This is a genomic window from Pseudomonas sp. WT-JTC, assembly GCF_056711565.1.
This window is the reverse complement of the sequence record NZ_CM160042.1, coordinates 1,368,090-1,383,972: the sequence shown is the minus strand read 5'-3', so window position 1 is coordinate 1,383,972 and position 15,883 is coordinate 1,368,090. Positions and strand designations below refer to the sequence as shown.

Genomic DNA, 15,883 nt, shown 5'->3' with positions numbered 1-15,883 from the left:
CAAGCCCCTCTTCCCGGGTCGTGAAGGTTTTGTTACGGCGTATTTTTTCAACGAAATCAACCACTTAAAAAACACAGCAAAACCCTGGGGTTTTAGGTGCTGCGGCAAAAAAATTCGTTGAAGAATGTTACCGATGAGCAGCTAGTGCATTGATTAGCAGTCTTTTCTGGCATAATCGCGCCCCCTTATGACCGGGTCAGAAAACCTTCATGATCGATTTATTCAGCGGACTGGATGCTTGGGTGCTTGTGAGCCTCTTGCTCGCCCTGGCCTTTGTCCTCGCCTTCGAGTTCATCAACGGCTTTCATGACACCGCTAACGCGGTGGCCACCGTTATCTACACCAAAGCCATGCCGCCTCACCTGGCGGTGTTTTTCTCCGGTGTGTTCAACTTCCTCGGCGTGCTGCTGGGCGGGGTCGGCGTGGCGTATGCCATCGTCCACCTGCTGCCGGTAGAACTGCTGATCAATGTGAACACCGGCCATGGCCTGGCGATGGTGTTCTCGTTGCTCGCCGCAGCCATCACCTGGAACCTGGGCACCTGGTACTTCGGTATCCCCGCCTCCAGCTCCCACACGCTGATCGGTTCGATCCTCGGCGTGGGCCTGGCCAACGCCCTGATCAACGAAATTCCGTTGGCCGACGGGGTGAACTGGCAAAAGGCGATCGATATCGGCATGTCGCTGGTGTTCTCGCCAATGGCCGGCTTCCTGATCGCCGCGCTGATCCTGATCGGTCTTAAATGGTGGCGTCCGCTGTCGAAGATGCACAAGACGCCGGAACAGCGCCGCAAGATCGACGACAAAAAACACCCGCCGTTCTGGAATCGCCTGGTACTGGTGATCTCGGCCATGGCCGTGAGCTTCGTACACGGTTCCAACGATGGCCAGAAAGGTATCGGCCTGATCATGCTGGTCCTGATCGGTATCGTGCCGGCGCAGTTCGTCCTCGACCTGAACAGCACGACCTATCAGATCGAGCGGACTCGCGACGCGACCCTGCACCTGAGCCAGTTCTACCAGCGCAATTCCGAAACCCTGGGCGAGTTCCTGGCCCTGGGCAAGAGCCTGGACGGCGACCTGCCGGAGAAATTCCGTTGCAACCCGCAACAGACCGAACCGACCATTACCGCCCTGCTCGACACCCTCAAGGGTGTAGCCGACTACCATTCGCTGTCGGCGGAAAGCCGCATCGAAGTACGTCGTTACCTGCTCTGCCTGGACGACACCGCGAAGAAAGTCAGCAAGTTGCCAACTCTCGGGGCGCGTGAAAAGGCTGACCTGGACAAGCTGCGCAAAGACCTGACCACTACTACCGAATACGCCCCGTTCTGGGTGATTCTGGCGGTAGCACTGGCCTTGGGCCTGGGCACCATGGTCGGTTGGAAACGCGTGGTACTGACCATTGGCGAAAAGATCGGCAAGCAAGGCATGACTTACTCCCAGGGCATGTCGGCGCAGATCACCACCGCCAGCCTGATCGGCATGGCGAACATCTTCAGCCTGCCGGTTTCCACCACCCACGTGCTGTCCTCCGGCGTAGCGGGCACCATGGTCGCCAACAAAAGCGGCCTGCAAGGCGGCACCGTCAGAACCATCCTGCTGGCCTGGGTGTTGACCCTGCCAGCCACCGTGGCCCTGTCGGCCGGGTTGTTCTGGCTGGCCTCGAAGGCACTGGGTAGCTGATACAGCCGCATCGAAAAAGGCGCGCTCCGCAAGGACCGCGCCTTTTTTATATCCGCCAATCACAAAAAATCACTGTAGGAGCGAGCTCTGCTCGCGATGGACGCCAACGATGACGCGGGCTGCCTGAATGTACGCGTTGTTCTTGCAGTCATCCCGAGCAGAGCTCGCTCCTACAGGGTTACGTGTTTACCGATAGTTTTTCGCAGGCAAAAAAAAGGGCAACCGAAGTTGCCCAAAATGCCTTGCGTGCTCATTACATCCAGAAAGACCTGCGGTTACTTCCGCTTATGCGAATCCTTCCAGATAAAAAATCCGAATCCTGCAAAAAAAACCAACATGAGGCTGACAGTCAGCACCCCGGCGATCACCACGTTGTCGAAAAACATGACGCGTCTCCTGAACTTGCCCTGTTGCGATGGGGCTAAGTTAACCAAACGGGCAGGACAGAATATTGACCGGGATCAATGTCGCCCGAGACCGGGCAAGAGGAAGGGAAAAGTTTGACCCGCATCAATGAATGCGGGGTGGGGATCAGCGTTTTTTCGGTTTGTTTTTCGGCTTTTTTTTGGCCTTGCCCAATGGCATGGCTTGCTCGAACGCCTGGCGAACTTCATTGAGCCGCTTGTCATTGAGGTCATGAACACGCTTGGCGCGTTCAGCATTGAGGTCAATCAGTTTGTCGTCTTGGCTCATGGCGGTCAGTGCATCGCTTGAAATGAGTTTCAGCCGCCGTAGCGTTCGGCAACCCTGCCGCCAATAATGCGGCCTGACGGCCGCGCTGACCAGCCTGCACTCAAATCTCGATATCGACCCACAGTCCCTGCCGCGGCTGATCTTCCATCAGCGGTGCGACCGGTACGGTGTTGTCGGCATTGAGTTCATCGCCGGGAATCGCCAGGTGAGCCTCGGGGTCATTATCGGCTTCACGACGGCGCCGCTCCTGCTCCTGCCTGCGGCGCTGCTCCTCGCGCAGCACTGCCCCGTCCTCTTCAGGATTGCGCTTTTGCAGGTCAATGGTGCTTTCACTGGAGCTTTCCTGCACCGACACCACCGGTGGAATATCCGGACGCTGGCGGATCGGGTCGGTTTGTGAAGTGATCGGCACGGCACTCAGGGGGAGCATCGGTGGCAGCATGATTTTCGGTCTCCTGTCAGCAGGCTGTCGGCTGCGGGGATGGCGACTTGAGCCATCGGTCGCAAACTGTGACCCAATTGGCACTCATTAGTGCACCGAGCGGCGCGTCATGCATACGTGGGCTAACGTAAGACTGTGAGTTTTTCTGAGAGTCCTTTGGCCCTGAAGCCCTCATTCCGTTAAGATAGCCCGCTTTTTCAGGTGGGAGTCAGGCAGCATGGCGCAGCAGTATCAACCGGGGCAACGCTGGATCAGTGACAGCGAAGCCGAGCTGGGATTAGGCACCGTTCTGGCACAGGACGGCCGCTTGTTGACCGTGCTCTACCCGGCCACTGGCGACACTCGCCAGTACGCGCTACGGAATGCGCCTCTTACCCGCGTGCGCTTTTCGCCGGGTGACACCATCACTCACTTCGAAGGCTGGAAACTGACCGTCCGCGAAGTCGACGACATTGATGGCCTGCTGGTTTACCACGGCCTCAACGGGCAGAGCGAAGTGGTCACCCTGCCGGAAACCCAACTGTCGAACTTCATCCAGTTCCGTCTGGCCAGTGACCGTCTGTTCGCCGGCCAGATCGACCCGTTGGCCTGGTTCTCCCTGCGTTATCACACCCTGGAACATACCAGCCGCCAGTTGCAGTCCTCCCTTTGGGGCTTGGGCGGCGTGCGTGCGCAACCGATCGCGCACCAGTTGCACATTGCCCGCGAAGTCGCCGACCGAATCGCGCCACGGGTTCTGCTGGCCGACGAAGTGGGCCTGGGCAAAACCATCGAAGCCGGCCTGGTGATCCATCGCCAATTGCTCTCGGGCCGCGCCAGCCGTGTGCTGATCCTGGTTCCGGAGAACCTGCAGCACCAGTGGCTGGTAGAGATGCGCCGTCGCTTCAACCTGCAGGTTGCACTGTTCGACGAAGAGCGCTTCATCGAAAGCGATGCCAGCAACCCGTTCGAAGACACCCAACTCGCGCTGGTCGCCCTTGAGTGGCTGGTGGACGACGAGAAAGCCCAGGACGCGCTGTTCGCGGCAGGCTGGGACTTGCTGGTGGTCGACGAGGCTCACCACCTGGTGTGGCACGAAGATCAGGTCAGCCCTGAATACTCGCTGGTCGAGCAACTCGCCGAAACCATTCCTGGCGTGCTGCTGTTGACCGCCACCCCGGAACAACTGGGCCAGGACAGTCACTTCGCTCGTCTGCGCCTGCTCGACCCGAACCGTTTCCACGACCTGCAAGCCTTCCGCGCCGAAAGCGAAAACTATCGCCCGGTGGCTGAAGCCGTTCAGGAGTTGCTGGACAAGGGGCGTCTTTCGCCGCAAGCACACGAGACCATCCACGGTTTCCTCGGCAACGAAGGCGAAGCCCTGTTGGCCGCCGTCAACGATGGCGACACCGAAGCCAGCGCCCGCCTCGTGCGCGAATTGCTCGACCGTCACGGCACCGGCCGCGTGCTGTTCCGTAACACCCGCGCCGCCGTGCAGGGTTTCCCGGAGCGCAAGCTGCACCCGTACCCGCTGCCATGCCCGGACGAATACCTCGAACTACCGTTGGGCGATCACGCCGAGCTGTACCCGGAAGTCAGCTTCCAGGCCCAACCGGATGCCAGCGAAGAAGAACGCTGGTGGAAATTCGACCCGCGTGTCGAATGGCTGATCGATCAGCTGAAGATGCTCAAGCGCACCAAAGTGCTGGTGATCTGCGCGCACGCCGAAACCGCCATGGACCTGGAAGACGCCCTGCGCGTGCGTTCCGGCATCCCGGCCACGGTGTTCCACGAAGGCATGAACATCCTCGAGCGTGACCGCGCCGCCGCCTACTTCGCCGACGAAGAGTTTGGCGCGCAAGTGCTGATCTGTTCGGAAATCGGCAGTGAAGGCCGCAACTTCCAGTTCTCCCATCACCTGGTGCTGTTCGACCTGCCGTCCCACCCGGACCTGCTGGAACAACGTATCGGTCGACTGGACCGGATCGGCCAGAAACACGTCATCGAACTGCATGTGCCGTACCTGGAAACCAGCCCGCAAGAACGTCTGTTCCAGTGGTACCACGAAGCTCTGAACGCCTTCCTCAACACCTGCCCGACCGGCAACGCCTTGCAGCACCAGTACGGCCCGCGCCTGCTGCCGCTGCTCGAAGAAGCAGACGATGTCGAATGGCAAGCGCTGATCGACGAAGCCCGCACCGAGCGTGAGCGCCTGGAAGCCGAGTTGCACACCGGCCGCGACCGTTTGCTGGAGCTGAACTCCGGTGGCGCGGGCGAAGGCGATGCACTGGTGGAAGATATCCTTGAGCAGGACGATCAATTCGCGCTGCCGATCTACATGGAAACACTGTTTGACGCCTTTGGCATCGACAGCGAAGACCATTCGGAAAACGCACTGATCCTCAAGCCGAGCGAAAAAATGCTCGACGCCAGCTTCCCGCTGGGCGACGACGAAGGCGTGACCATCACTTACGACCGTAACCAGGCGCTGTCTCGCGAAGACATGCAGTTCATCACCTGGGAGCACCCGATGGTTCAGGGCGGCATGGATCTGGTGCTGTCCGGCTCCATGGGCAACACCGCCGTGGCACTGATCAAGAACAAGGCACTCAAGCCGGGCACCGTGTTGCTGGAACTGTTGTATGTCAGCGAAGTGGTCGCCCCGCGCTCGCTGCAACTGGGCCGCTACCTGCCGCCGGCCGCCCTGCGCTGCCTGCTCGATCCCAATGGCAACGACCTGTCGGCCCGCGTCTCGTTCGAAACCCTGAACGATCAACTCGAAAGCGTGCCGCGTGCCAGCGCCAACAAGTTCATCCAGGCCCAGCGCGACCAGCTGACGCCACGGATAAATGCCGGCGAAGCGAAGATCCTGCCTCGCCACACCGAGCGTGTCGCCGAGGCGCAGCGTCGCCTGGCCGCCGATACCGAAGAAGAACTGGCGCGCCTGACCGCGTTGCAAGCAGTCAACCCGACCGTGCGCGACAGCGAACTGGTTGCCCTGCGCAAACAACGCGAGCAAGGCCTGGCCATGCTCGACAAGGCTGCGCTGCGACTGGAAGCGATTCGGGTGTTGGTGGCGGGTTAAGTCCCCTACTCCACCTTGCTGAAAAAAAGGCCCGCAGTGATGCGGGCCTTTTTATTCATTTGAACTTTGTAGCGCTGGTGATGGCCTCTTCGCGGGCAAGCCCGCTCCCACAGTGTCCGCGTCGTACACAGAATCTGTGAACACCACAGAACCTATGGGAGCGGGCTTGCTCCGGGCGGCGTTCCGACGAAAGCGATCAGGCAGTCACCACTGAACCTTCAGGCTCAACCACCGCCACCAACCCCGCCTTCATCCGCTTGGCATCGCGCACAAAACACCGCGAAGCCATGAACAGAAACACCACGGTGAAAAACAGCGCCACCGGAATCAGGTACATCGCATCGTGCAGGCCGACCGCCTTGAAGGCTTCGGTCATCTGCGCGGCACCGTCCGCCAGCATCGCCGAGTGGGCAAAGTGATCTGACAAGGCGCCGACCACCACCGGCCCCAAGCCACCGCCCAACAGGTACAACCCGGCAAAGAACAACGCCATTGCCGTCGCCCGCAAACGCGGCTCCACCACATCCTGTATCGCCGTGTACACGCAGGTGTAGAAGTTGTAGGCGAACAGCCAGCCGACGCTGAATACGGCGACAAACACCCCAATCTCGATGCGCCCGGAATGCAGCGCCCACGCGGTGCAGACCGTCGAAATCATCAGGCTGAACGCCGCAAACAACAGCCGCCCATTGGCAATCCGCTGGTGAATCTTGTCTGCGATCCAGCCACCGAGGGTCAGGCCGAACAACCCGGTCACGCCGACAATGACTCCGGTGGCGACCGCGGCCTCCTGCAACGGCATGAGGAAATACCGTTGCAGCATCGGCACCAGAAACGAGTTGCAGGCATAGGTGGCGAAGTTGAAACACAGGCCGGCCATCACCAGCCACAGGAATGTCGGCACAGCCAATACCCGACGGATCGGCCGATCGATCTTTTCCTGCGATACCTGAACACTCTCGGCGGCGCCGCGTTTCGGTTCCTTGATGAAAAACATGAAGATCGCGAGGATCAGCCCGGGCACCGCCGCGATAAAGAACGGCGCGCGCCAGCTATCGAACGCCTTGACCATTGCGCCGATGGTGAAGAACGCCAGCAACAGCCCCAACGGCAACCCGAGCATGAAGATGCCCATGGCCCGCGCCCGGCGGTGCGCCGGAAACAAGTCGCCGATCAGTGAGTTGGCGGCTGGCGCGTAACTGGCCTCGCCGATGCCGATGCCCATGCGCACGATCAGGAAGCTCCAGAAGCTGCCCACCATACCGTTGACGGCGGTCAATCCGCTCCACACCGCCAGCCCCCAGCCCATCAGCTTGCTGCGCGAACCGGTATCGGCCATGCGCCCCAACGGCAAGCCGGCAATGGCGTAGACGATGGTGAAAGCCGTACCGATGATCCCCAACTGGAAATCACTGAGGTGCCATTCCATGCGAATGGGCTCGATGATGATGGCCGGGATGGTACGGTCGAAAAAATTGAACAGGTTGGCCAGGAACAACAGGAACAGGATGCGCCAGGCATTGGCCGCTTGGGTCGAGTTCTGCATGGGTCCGTCTCTTTTATTGTTTTTGGGGCGTCACTGCCCCCGGACTTTGCAATCTAGACAGGCCGGCCACACCTGTCTTTCATTATTCGCCAGGCTGATACCAACCCATGGAACGCAACCTGTAGGAGCTTTCGCAGGATGGGTATTTCGCAGTCCGTCCGCTCGTTGAAAAATACCTTTCCACCCCCCTTCCCAAGCCGTTGGCGAAGCCTAGAATAGCGGCCTTGCTCCCCCCCTGTGTCTCCACTCCTCCTTACGATAATCGCCCATGTCCGAAGCCAGTCCGTGTCTGAATTGCGGTGCCTGCTGTTCTCATTTTCGCGTGTCATTTTTCTGGGGTGAATGCGCTTCTGCCGGGGGGACGGTACCCGATGAGCTCGTCGAGCAGATCAGCCCCAGCCGGGTCGCGATGATCGGCACCGGCTGTAAACCCGTGCGCTGCACAAGCCTTGTGGGCGACGTGGGCAGTACGGTGCAGTGCTCGATTTACGAAAAACGCTCCAGCACCTGCCGGGAGTTCGACGCCTCATGGGTCGATGGCCTGGTCAATCCCGATTGCGACGCGGCCCGTGCCGCATTCGGCTTGCCGGCCCTGCAACCCGCGTTCGAGACGCCTCAGAAGCAAATCGCCTGAGTATTAGCACCAATCGCTATTAGGTTAATATCAAAATCATTGGTGCCAATGTGCCACTATCGCTTGCACTCTATACATGCCCTCTATACTCCAAGGCATTCGCCGGCGCTCCTTGCGCCGGCCTGAGGGATAACGATGGGGCATGCTATGGAGTGGCTTGGTTTGCATTTCATTACCGAGCTACCAGAGAGTGGGCAGGTCATACTCAATTGCGCACATGACCCTTTTCTGGTGCTACTGGCTTATCTGGTCGCCTGTGTCGGTTGTTTCGCGACACTGGACATGGCCGAACGGGTTGCTCACGCTGAAAAATCCGCCTCCAAAACACGATGGCGCTGGGTGGGCAGCGGATGCCTGGCCGGCGGCATCTGGGCCATGCATTTTGTCGGGATGCTGGCATTCCAGGCGCCTATCGGCCTTTACTACCAACTGCCTGTCACGGTGTTCTCGCTAACCATCGCGCTGCTCGCCGCGTGGCTGGCAATGCATACCCTCAGCCTCCCTGATTTGAATTTGCAACAGTGCCTCAAGGCATCGATCGGGATTGGCCTGGGTATCGCGACCATGCATTACGTGGGCATGACGGCCATGCACTCCAGTGCCTCGGTCTATTACCATCCGGGTCTGTTTGCCCTTTCCATCGCGCTCGCGATCGGTGCCGCGCTGGCAGCCTTGTTGCTGGCATGGTATCTGCGCAATGGCGCCGGCTTGCTGCATCAGCTCTTCAAATGCTGCGCCAGCCTGCTGCTCGGGGCGGGCATCCTCAGTATGCACCTCACTGCCATGGCCGCCTTCAACCTGGTACTGCCCAACGGCAGCCTGCCAGCGCAATCCGGCGAACAAAGCCATCTGCAACTGGCGCTGACCGTGACGGTCATGACCCTGCTGATCATCGGCAGCAGCATCAGTGCGGCACTGGCGGACAAGAAACTGCAACACAAGGACCACGACCTGCAACGGGTCAACTCCCTGCTCAGCCAGCTGGACCAGGCCCGCATGTCGCTGCAGCAGGTGGCGCACTACGACCCGCTGACCAACTTGATCAATCGCCGCGGGTTCAACCAGGTCTTCGCCGAAAAGCTCATCGAGAAAACCAATGAGACCGGGATGCTGGCGGTCCTGTTCCTGGACATCGATCATTTCAAGCGGATCAACGACAGTCTTGGCCACGATGCCGGTGACGAACTGCTCAAAGTGCTTGCCGGGCACATCAAGAGCTCGATTCGCAGTCACGAGGATGTGGTCGCACGCTTCGGTGGCGACGAATTCTGCCTGCTCATTGACCTGCATGACCGTGACGAAGCGCGGCAGTTGGCCCAACGCATCATGCTGAAAATGAAGGAACCCATCGAGCTGGCCGGCCGGCGCATGGTCATGACCACCAGCATCGGCATCAGCATGTTTCCGGAAGACGGCAAGACATGTGAGGAACTGCTGAAGAACGCCGACCTGGCGCTGTATCAGTCCAAGGGCAGCGGCCGCAACAGCCTGAATTTTTTCAGCGCCAACCTGAAAACCCGCGCCACGCTGGAGCTGCAACTGGAAGAAGAGTTGCGCCACGCCCTGCGTGAAGACACCGGCCTGATGCTCTATTACCAACCGATCTATGACCTCAAGACGGGTCAGGTCAGCAAGCTCGAAGCCTTGATCCGCTGGCAACACCCGGTCCACGGTTTACTCGTACCGGATCGTTTTATCGCCATCGCCGAGGCCAACGGACTGATCGCCGAGCTGGACAACTGGGTGCTGCGCAAGGCCTGCGAGGATCTGGGCAAGTTGTCGCGCCAGGGCTGTGAAGAGCTCAAGATCGCCGTGAATTGCTCGCCCCTGAACCTGGCGCGCGAAGAACTGGCCGATGAAATCGAGTACGCATTGCGGGCCACCGGTGTGGAACCCCACCGCCTGGAACTGGAGGTCACGGAAAACGCCTTGATGGGCAATATCGCCAATACCCTGGTGCTGCTGCGGCAGATACGCGCCCTTGGCGTGTCGCTGTCGATCGATGACTTCGGCACCGGCTATTCATCCCTGGCCTACCTCAAGCGCCTGCCCCTCAACACGCTGAAAATCGACCGCTCGTTCATCCAGGACATCCCCAAGGCCACCCAGGACATGGAAATTGTCCAGGCGATTATCGTCATGGCCCATACCCTGCACCTGCAAGTGGTTACCGAAGGGGTCGAAACCTTCGAGCAATACCAGTTCCTGGAAAACCATGGCTGTGACTTCGTCCAGGGATATTTGCTCAGTCGGCCGGTGCCACTGGCCGAGCTGCATCCGGTGCTGAACGAAATCAACCAGCGCAAACACGCCTATACCGTCACGACGCTGAGTCTGGCTCACGGTACATCTGCACTAACGTAGACGGGTCTTTTTCAAGGAAACCCTGACTTCCATGCAGGCGCATCAACTGCGCGGCCAGACCGCTTATCGGTGTAGCCGAGCCTTGCTCACGGGAAAACTTCACCGCTGTGTCCAGATCCTTGAGCAACGTGCGCACGTGCCACTTGACCGGTTCGAAACGGTTTCCAGCCATCTGCGGGGCCAGGATCTGCAACGGTTTCGAATCGGCAAAGCCGCCGGCCAGCGCTTCGGCGATCAGGCTTGCATCCACCCCGGAACGTTCGGCCAGCGCGACCACTTCGGCAATCACCAATGCATTGCAGGCGACGATCATCTGATTGCACGCCTTGGTCACCTGCCCTGCCCCGACGCCGCCCATGTGCGTCACCCGCTGCCCCAGGTTCAGCAGAACAGGACGAACCCGTTCCAGATCCCGTGACTCGCCACCCACCATGATCGCCAGGCTTCCAGCCTCGGCACCGACCACGCCACCGGACACCGGCGAGTCGAGCCAGCCCATGCCGGTTCTACTGGCGAGCTCCGCGGCCATTTCCCGCGTGGCATTGGGTTCCAGACTGGAAAAATCCACCAGCAACCGGCCTTTTCCTGCCCCCTCGACAATGCCTGCCGGACCAAACACTACCTCGCGTACGACCGACGTATCCGCCAGGCACAACATCACCACGTCGGCGTGCTGGCACAGTTCGGCCGGGCTGGCGACCTGGCGTGCGCCTGCCTCCACCAGCGGCCTGCACTTGTCCGGATTGCGATTCCATACCGCCAGCGGATAGCCCGCGGCCAGCAGGCGCCGGCACATCGGCAGCCCCATCAGGCCGATCCCGGCAAACCCCAGCGAAGGTAGCGTTGACATCATTTAGCCTCCTTTTGATTAAAGATCGCCAAATATTGGCCGATCCATCATGACTTAGGAAAGGATTCACTCCGAGTGACGCTCAGGCTAAAGACCAAGGCATGGTCCAAGTACGCGCTGAAAAAAGACGCGATTCTATTCCGTGACGGTTCGACGACAGTGAGTCGGCCAACCAATCAGCCCAGGTAGATGGCGAACAATGACTTCTAAAAACACCCCGGCCACTGCGGTAACCGATCTGACGTTGAGCCCCGCGGCCAACAGCCCGTCATCACCGAAGCCATTGATTCAATCCCGCCCGTTGGCGACCCAGCAATACCTGTACTTCACCGAAACCAACACCGACCGCATCCTCGATAACCTCGACGGCCTGCGCGACATGGTGTTCCCGCGCGCGCCGCATCTGGAAGGCGACAGCGAACAGCACAACGACCAGGAATTCCCGTCGGTGTGCCTGATCGGCCTGGGCCGCTGCGGCTCGAACATTGCGCTGGACGTGGCGGAGCTGGTGTACAACGCCCGCAAGTTCTACCTCAACGAATTCAACAACGAAGATCGCCTGTCGCCGGACAAGCGATTTGCCGAAAAGGGCTACAGCCCGGCCCAGTGGATCCGCAACAACCTGCGCCTGGGCCAGAACAAAAACACCAAGCCGGTGTTTCTGGTCGAGCCGCTGGTGATGCTCGGCGACCTGGACAAGGACATCGCCGGACGCATCCGTTTCTCGCGCAAGGGCGAAAAAAGCGGTTTCCTGCGTGACTACAGCAAGATGAAAATCATGGACTTGTCGGAAGTCCACGCCGGCGGCGCCGGTAACGCGCCGATCCTCGGCCAGTACCTGGCCAAGATCATCCTGAACAAGGACACCCAGCGTTTCTCCAGCCCTGACTGGAAAATGATTCACTCGTACCTGATCGACAGCTGCGGTATCAAGGCCAACCAGTCGCGCCTGTACTTCTCGATCTTCAGTGCCGGCGGCGGTACCGGCTCGGGCATGGCCTCGGAATTCGGCCTGGCCCAGCAACACTCGTACATGAACAAGACGTTCGACACCAAACCGATGGACGAGCACGACAGCAAGAGCGGCCACTCCTTCGTCTTCGAACCGATCTTCACCAGTGGCATCTGTGTACTGCCGAACATTTCCGATCACCGCAGTGAAATGTCCGAGGCGCTGCACATCAACGCCGGTCGCCTGCTGTGCAAGTACCTGTCGGAAGAGTGGGACTTCTCCTACAACTTCGCCAACGAAGACAGCAGCGAAGCCAGCGTCATGGGCCGCATCCGCCCGTGGAACGCGATGATGCTGATTTCCAACGACATCATGCGTTACGCCGAAGAGAACGATGACGGCAATATCCAGAACATTGATGTCAATGCCATGGAAAAGCACGCCAACCAATACATCTCGCAGCAGATCTTCAACATTCTGACGGCCCAGGCGGTAACCACCGACTACGACCAGAACTATTTCCGTCGTGCCGGCATCGACATCGGCGAAACCATCCGCCTGGACGCCAACGACCTGTTCATGAGCCTGGCCGGCCCGGTGGCGATTGCCTATGCCGAGTCCGTGGTGCCGGAAACCCCGCCGCCGAGCAGCGACAAATTCAAGGTGTTCGAGAAAGAGCCGCAGCGCCTGAACATCGATGACCTGTTCTTCCGTTCGATCGACTTGCCGCACTTCAACAAGGTCACCCAGGCCATCGAAGGCATCAGCCTGTTGCCGATCGAGTCCAAGCGCTATCGCGCGTCGCTGGAGCAGTACAAGAACTCGGGTTATGACGCGGCGGCCCTGCATGACCTGCACTTCTTCAAGAATTGCTCGTCGGTGGTGTCGATCGTTTCCCTGCCGAAGGACTACAAGCTGTCCTACATGGACCTGAACCGGTTGAAGACTCACCTCAACAGCCTGTTCCCCAACACCACGCTCAAGCGCTACGCGCTGGTGATCGGTGCATCGGCCAACCTGTCGCTGACCACCCTGATCGCCAAGAGCCCGTGCCTGTCGGACGACTTCCTGACGCTGATCGTGGCCTTCATCAAGCGCTGCTTTGCGAAGTCTGCCTACCGTTTCGACGAAACCCTGGACAACTCGATCCTGGACTTCATCGTCCAGGAAGAATTCGACGAAGGCCGCATCGACGACTTGCTCAACGAATTCGAGAACCCGGCAAAGATCCTCGATACCAACTGGTACGCGATCAAGCCGATGTACGAGAAGAAGTACCGCGAACTGATCAACGACAAGGAAAAATTCGTCTCGATCAACGACATCCGCCTGTCGCGCGACTGTGTGAAGAAAGCGATCAAGTACCTGCGCGAGATCTACCGTCACCGCATCGGCAAGACCAAGGTCATTTCGTTGAACAACCATACGGGCAAGACGGCTTACTAAGCGTCGCCCCCATTCGCGAGCAAGCCCGCTCCCACATTCGACTGCATTCCTTCTGGAGGAACACGGTTAAATGTGGGAGCGGGCTTGCTCCGGGCGGCGTTCCGACGAAGGCGACCTCAAAGTCACCGCAATTCAACGTCCAGAAACAATTGAGCAGCCGTTCAGTTGCCCTCTCAACTGTTCCCGTTACGTTTACGTCACCGTGAGGCTGTGGCCTTTCTCTACGGCAACGTGCCATCACGCTACTCGGCTACACACTTTTCCCTCTGAAAGCAGTGCACCATTCAGGTGCAGCTTATTAAGCCTGCGCCCTTTCCTGGACCAGAATCCACGGCGAAACAACCACGGCCCACAACTGCGGATCACGTTCAAAAAGATCCAGCGCCCGTGTTTCAGACAGCTTGGCGAGTTTGTCAGCAGCCAGCCAGGCAGCCACTTTCTCCCCTTCATCCTGGGCCACCGCCTCGGCGGCGGCGATCAAATCCAGGCCAGGATCGACCCACAATAGGGCACCCTTGGCAAAGAACGGCTCCAGCTCTTTCCAGGAAATAGATGCGGTTTCACCAAGCAGCTTGGCATAGAGGGTGCTAGGTTCTTGATTCATGGGACTGTCCGGAAAAGAAATCGACGCGAATGATAACGTCGGTTGTCTGGCAGAAAAACCCGGATGCAATTGAGTGACCGAAATGAAAAGCGCAGGAAAGCCAGGGAATGCACGGAATACGGCTATAAGCCTCTCAACACCCCCGCCGCAATTCTGTCTTTTTCTTTCAATAAAGCGACATCTGCAGGTTTTGTCCCCCGGCGCCGCCTTCCCAGGCCGACAATCGGCGCTCTACACTGTACCGGTACAGTTGCCGAGGGACTTTTCCGGGGAATGTCGCAGATATCTGACCCGGTTCTGCTGCTTTCGGCGCCAGGACTATAAAAACTACAACAGTAAGAGTGGAGCACTATGACTAAGGCTACTAAGCAGATTTCCAAACTGTTTGCCGCTATGGTTCTGGCCGGGGTTGCCAGCCATTCGTTCGCAGCTGACACCATCAAGATCGGCATCGCCGGCCCTAAAACCGGCCCGGTCACTCAGTACGGCGACATGCAGTTCATCGGCGCCAAGATGGCCATCGAGCAGATCAACGCCAAGGGCGGCGTCGACGGCAAGATGCTCGAAGCCAAGGAATACGACGACGCGTGCGACCCTAAACAAGCCGTGGCCGTCGCCAACAAAGTGGTCAACGATGGTGTGAAATTCGTTGTCGGTCACCTCTGCTCCAGCTCCACTCAACCGGCTTCGGACATCTACGAAGACGAAGGCGTGATCATGATCACCCCGGCTGCCACCAGCCCGGACATCACCGCACGTGGTTACAAAATGGTGTTCCGCACCATCGGCCTGGACAGCGCCCAGGGCCCTGCCGCCGGTAACTACATCGCCAACCACGTAAAACCGAAAATCGTTGCTGTGCTGCACGACAAACAGCAATACGGTGAAGGCATCGCCACTTCCGTGAAGAAAACCCTCGAAGGCAAAGGCGTCAAGGTTGCCGTGTTCGAAGGTCTCAACGCGGGTGACAAGGACTTCTCCTCGATCATTCAGAAGCTCAAGCAAGCCAACGTCGACTTCGTCTACTACGGCGGCTACCACCCGGAACTGGGCCTGATCCTGCGTCAATCCAAGGAAAAGGGCCTGAACGCCAAGTTCATGGGGCCTGAAGGTGTGGGCAACGACTCCATCTCGCAAATCGCCCAGGACGCTTCCGAAGGCCTGTTGGTGACCCTGCCGAAATCTTTCGACCAAGACCCGTCCAACAAGGCGCTGGTTGAGGCGTTCGCCGCCAAGAAACAGGACCCGACCGGCCCGTTCGTGTTCCCGGCCTACTCGGCCGTCGAAGTGATCGCCGAAGGTATCAAGACCGCCAAGAGCGAAGACACTGCCAAGGTGGCTGAAGCCATTCACAAAGGCACCTTCAAGACTCCGACCGGCGACCTGTCGTTCGACGACAAGGGCGACCTGAAGGACTTCAAGTTCGTGGTTTATCAGTGGCATTTCGGTAAACCAAAGACCGAAGTTTCGCCTCAGTAAACTGGCTCCATGAGTAATAGAGCCCACTGCGCAAGCAGTGGGCTTTGTTTTACGAGGTTAATAGGTCAGAGTCCCGCGATCCGGGAGCTGATTTACCTGAAAATCTTAAAACCGTCACCAGCGG

12 protein-coding genes are annotated in these 15,883 nt (G+C 59.0%); 6 read left to right on the top strand and 6 right to left on the bottom strand.

Annotation, left to right across the window (positions count from 1 at the left end; genetic code table 11):
• The first annotated feature begins 209 nt into the window (after positions 1-209).
• Positions 210-1,685 carry an inorganic phosphate transporter gene (locus AC06G5_RS06090; protein WP_413424468.1) on the top strand — a complete coding sequence of 492 codons (1,476 nt, stop codon included), beginning with the start codon at positions 210-212 and terminating at the stop codon, positions 1,683-1,685.
• 275 nt (positions 1,686-1,960) lie between these two features.
• On the opposite strand, the gene ccoM is transcribed toward AC06G5_RS06090, so the two are convergent.
• From ccoM to AC06G5_RS06075, 3 genes are all read right to left on the bottom strand, one after another.
• Positions 1,961-2,071, bottom strand: coding sequence for a cytochrome c oxidase subunit CcoM (gene ccoM / locus AC06G5_RS06085; protein ID WP_008016477.1), 111 nt, complete (start codon positions 2,069-2,071; stop codon positions 1,961-1,963).
• 145 nt (positions 2,072-2,216) lie between these two features.
• Entirely contained in the window at positions 2,217-2,378 is a 162-nt protein-coding gene (locus tag AC06G5_RS06080; RefSeq protein WP_008016476.1) for a hypothetical protein, read from the bottom strand.
• A gap of 100 nt (positions 2,379-2,478) precedes the next feature.
• Positions 2,479-2,820 (bottom strand): aspartate-semialdehyde dehydrogenase, encoded by a 342-nt coding sequence (locus tag AC06G5_RS06075; protein WP_413424471.1) that lies wholly within the window; start codon positions 2,818-2,820, stop codon positions 2,479-2,481.
• A 217-nt stretch (positions 2,821-3,037) separates the two neighbouring features.
• Here AC06G5_RS06075 and rapA point away from each other — a divergent pair, with 217 nt between their 5' ends.
• Positions 3,038-5,884, top strand: a complete 2,847-nt coding sequence (gene rapA, locus AC06G5_RS06070) for an RNA polymerase-associated protein RapA (protein WP_413424473.1) — start codon at positions 3,038-3,040, stop codon at positions 5,882-5,884.
• 196 nt (positions 5,885-6,080) lie between these two features.
• Here rapA and AC06G5_RS06065 read toward each other — a convergent pair whose 3' ends face one another.
• Positions 6,081-7,430 carry a spinster family MFS transporter gene (locus AC06G5_RS06065; protein WP_413424475.1) on the bottom strand — a complete coding sequence of 450 codons (1,350 nt, stop codon included), beginning with the start codon at positions 7,428-7,430 and terminating at the stop codon, positions 6,081-6,083.
• A 268-nt stretch (positions 7,431-7,698) separates the two neighbouring features.
• Between AC06G5_RS06065 and AC06G5_RS06060 the strand changes: the two genes are divergently transcribed.
• Both AC06G5_RS06060 and AC06G5_RS06055 read left to right on the top strand, forming a co-directional pair.
• Complete coding sequence (locus tag AC06G5_RS06060) at positions 7,699-8,064, top strand: YkgJ family cysteine cluster protein (protein WP_008016472.1); 366 nt, start codon at positions 7,699-7,701, stop codon at positions 8,062-8,064.
• Positions 8,065-8,211: 147 nt separating this feature from the next.
• The gene (locus tag AC06G5_RS06055) at positions 8,212-10,428 is read left to right on the top strand and encodes a putative bifunctional diguanylate cyclase/phosphodiesterase (RefSeq protein WP_480459083.1); all 2,217 of its coding nucleotides are present in this window, start codon (positions 8,212-8,214) and stop codon (positions 10,426-10,428) included.
• Here AC06G5_RS06055 and AC06G5_RS06050 read toward each other — a convergent pair.
• Complete coding sequence (locus tag AC06G5_RS06050) at positions 10,385-11,281, bottom strand: NAD(P)-dependent oxidoreductase (protein ID WP_413424479.1); 897 nt, start codon at positions 11,279-11,281, stop codon at positions 10,385-10,387. The two genes, AC06G5_RS06055 and AC06G5_RS06050, sit on opposite strands and share 44 nt — an antisense overlap.
• A 196-nt stretch (positions 11,282-11,477) precedes the next feature.
• Between AC06G5_RS06050 and AC06G5_RS06045 the strand changes: the two genes are divergently transcribed.
• Entirely contained in the window at positions 11,478-13,676 is a 2,199-nt protein-coding gene (locus AC06G5_RS06045; protein ID WP_413703472.1) for a hypothetical protein, read from the top strand.
• A 298-nt stretch (positions 13,677-13,974) separates the two neighbouring features.
• Here the strand turns inward: AC06G5_RS06045 and AC06G5_RS06040 are convergent, their stop codons facing one another.
• Complete coding sequence (locus tag AC06G5_RS06040; protein ID WP_111281502.1) at positions 13,975-14,280, bottom strand: DUF2288 domain-containing protein; 306 nt, start codon at positions 14,278-14,280, stop codon at positions 13,975-13,977.
• 351 nt (positions 14,281-14,631) lie between these two features.
• On the opposite strand from AC06G5_RS06040, the gene AC06G5_RS06035 reads away from it, so the two are divergent.
• The gene (locus tag AC06G5_RS06035) at positions 14,632-15,759 is read left to right on the top strand and encodes a branched-chain amino acid ABC transporter substrate-binding protein (protein ID WP_413424484.1); all 1,128 of its coding nucleotides are present in this window, start codon (positions 14,632-14,634) and stop codon (positions 15,757-15,759) included.
• The last annotated feature ends 124 nt before the right edge of the window (positions 15,760-15,883 follow it).